The organism is Terrisporobacter petrolearius (assembly GCF_020748185.1).
Taxonomy (GTDB): Bacteria; Bacillota; Clostridia; order Peptostreptococcales; family Peptostreptococcaceae; genus Terrisporobacter; species Terrisporobacter petrolearius.
The window spans coordinates 1-2766 of record NZ_JAHZMO010000088.1; the positions used below are offsets into that span (position 1 = coordinate 1).

General features: G+C 30.7%; 3 protein-coding genes. All 3 read left to right on the top strand.

Annotation, left to right across the window (positions count from 1 at the left end):
- Positions 1 to 314: 314 nt before the first annotated feature.
- Genes K0040_RS19635 through K0040_RS19645 form a run of 3 tightly spaced genes read left to right on the top strand, consistent with a single transcriptional unit; the run spans position 315 to position 2599 of the window.
- A complete protein-coding gene (locus K0040_RS19635; protein ID WP_228110399.1) occupies positions 315 to 1154 on the top strand; it encodes a transporter substrate-binding domain-containing protein in 840 nt (279 codons plus the stop codon).
- 25 nt (positions 1155 to 1179) lie between these two features.
- Positions 1180 to 1851, top strand: a complete 672-nt coding sequence (locus K0040_RS19640) for an amino acid ABC transporter permease (RefSeq protein WP_228110400.1) — start codon at positions 1180 to 1182, stop codon at positions 1849 to 1851.
- A gap of 25 nt (positions 1852 to 1876) precedes the next feature.
- On the top strand, positions 1877 to 2599 hold the full coding sequence (locus tag K0040_RS19645; protein ID WP_228110401.1) for an amino acid ABC transporter ATP-binding protein: 723 nt from the start codon (positions 1877 to 1879) through the stop codon (positions 2597 to 2599).
- Positions 2600 to 2766: the final 167 nt, after the last annotated feature.

Below are 2766 nucleotides of genomic sequence, written 5' to 3' on the forward strand. Positions count from 1 at the left end.
GAAAGATGTAGTCTAGAGGGGGTATAAAAAAGTAAAAACAACACTAAATTTAACCTATTTATAGTAGGTTTAGTTTAGTGTTGCAAAAAACAGCCTTTGGCTAAAATCATTTTCGTAGGAATTATGTGTTATCTAATCTGTGGAGAACACATAATTTATAATCTATTAACTTTAAGGGTCGTTGACTCAACGGTAGCGAAGGCATCTCGTTGGCGACATGAAGTATAGCGCCCACGCAGTGGCTTAAGCGAAGCGAATTTTTTATTTTGGGAAATTGAAATTAATTATATAAAAATATAAAGGAGGATATTGAAATGAAAGAATTAAAGAAAATATTAGGATTAACGTTAGCTGCGATGATGACTATATCATTAGTAGGCTGTTCAAGTGGTGGAGATAAAGGAGATAAAACTGAAGTAGCGGATAAACTTCAACAAATTAAGGATGCGGGAGTACTAAAGATAGGAACAAGTGCTGAATACTCACCTTATGAATTCCATAAGGTAGTGGATGGAAAAGATAAAATAGTTGGATTTGATGATTTTATGGTTCAAGAAATGGCAAAAGATATGGGAGTAAAAGTTGAATATACAGACATGGATTTTGATGGATTATTAGGAGCTTTGCAAGCGGATAAGGTAGATATAGTTTTAGCAGGAATGACTCCAGATGAAACTAGAAAGAAAAGTGTTGATTTTTCAGAAATATATTATACAAATAGTAATGTATGTATAGTATCGAAAGGGAAAGAAGACTCTATAAAAAATTCAGATGATTTAAAAAAATTAAAAGTTGGAGTTCAAAAAGGAACAACTCAAGCAGACTATGTTACTGGTGACTTAGGAATAACAGATGCCACACAATTAAAGAAAATGCCAGATTTAATGCTAGAGCTTCAAAACGGAAAAATAGATGTTATAGTTACAGGTAAAGCAGTAGCTGAAATAAATGTTAAAAATTATAAGAATATAGCTATAGGAAATTCAACTGTAGGTGATGAAGTTGCAGAAACTGCAGCAGCAGCTATTAAAAAATCAGATGATAAAGTTGATAATACTGCATTTTTAAAATCTGTAAATGATACAATAGCAAGATTAGATAAAGAAGGAAAAACGGATGAATATATGCAACAAGCTTTAGAACTAGCAAAATAATAGACAGTAATTAGGAGATGGTTATATGGATTTTAGTAAATTAAGTGGATACTATGGATTAATAGTCAAAGGGGCAGAGTATACTATATTAGTATCTATGGTCTCATTGATCATAGGTTTTATTCTTGGTTTATTGATTTGTCTAATGAAAATGTCTAAAGTTAAGATATTAAAATTTATATCAAGTGCATATGTTCAAATTCTTAGAGGTACACCGTTATTTGTGCAAATATATATTATCTATTATGGATTTCCGCAATTAGGATTTGACTTTCCTGATGTAGGTCCTATATCTTCTAAATTTATAGCGGGTGCATTTGCATTATCTATAAATTCAAGTGCTTATGTGGCTGAAATATTAAGATCAGGGATACAATCTGTTGATAAGGGACAAATGGAGGCTAGTAGATCATTAGGTCTAGGATATAAAGATACAATGAGGTTTATAATAGTTCCACAAGCTATAAAGAATGTATTGCCAGCCTTAGCGAATGAGTTTATTACATTAGTAAAAGAATCAGCAGTACTTTCTGTTATAGGAACTCAAGAGTTGATGTTTAAAGCAGGTATAGTAGTTACAGCAATTTATAGTCCAATGGAACCTTATTTAGTAGCAGCAGTTACATACCTTGTGATAACATCTGTATTATCTAAATTAGTAGGTATATTAGAGAAAAGGCTAGCTCAGTCAAACTAGAATAATATAAGGGAAAGTGATAGATATGATAAAAATAAATAATTTGCATAAATATTTCGGAAATTTGCATGTGCTTAAAGGCATAGATTTACAAATTGATAAAGGTGAAATAGTTGCCATAGTAGGTCCCAGTGGATCAGGAAAAAGTACAGTACTTAGATGTATGAACTTACTTGAAGAGCCTACTGAAGGTGAAATAATATTTGAAGGTAAAAACATAACAGGTGAAAAAGTTAATATTGATGAAGTGAGACAAAATATAGGAATGGTATTTCAAAATTTCAACTTATTTCCTCATATGACTGTTTTAGATAATGTAACTTTAGCTCCTAGTAAAATAAAAAAAATAAGTAAAGAAGAGGCAAATAAAAAGGCTCAGATACTATTAAATAGAGTAGGATTACTGGACAAAAAAGATGCATATCCATCACAACTATCAGGTGGTCAAAAACAAAGAATAGCCATAGCTAGAGCTTTGGCAATGGAGCCTGACATGATGTTATTTGATGAACCAACATCAGCACTAGATCCAGAAATGGTGAAAGAAGTTCTTGATGTTATAAAAGAACTAGCTAATGAAGGAATGACTATGGCAATAGTCACTCATGAAATGGGATTTGCAAAAGAAGTAGCAGATAGAGTTGTATTTGTAGACGGTGGAAAAATAATAGAAGAAAATACACCGGAAAATGTGTTTAATAATCCTGTTAATGAAAGAACAAAAGAATTTTTAGCAAAAGTTTTATAAGTATATTATTATAAAAAAACTTCCAGATTATATTTGGAAGGAGAATGTCTATAGATTTGTGTAATAATTTTGTTTTGTAATTTATATTACTGGAAATTCAAAATTCCAGTAATATTTTTTTATTTCTAAGAAATACTAATACTAGCATTCTTTTCACAATTATTATG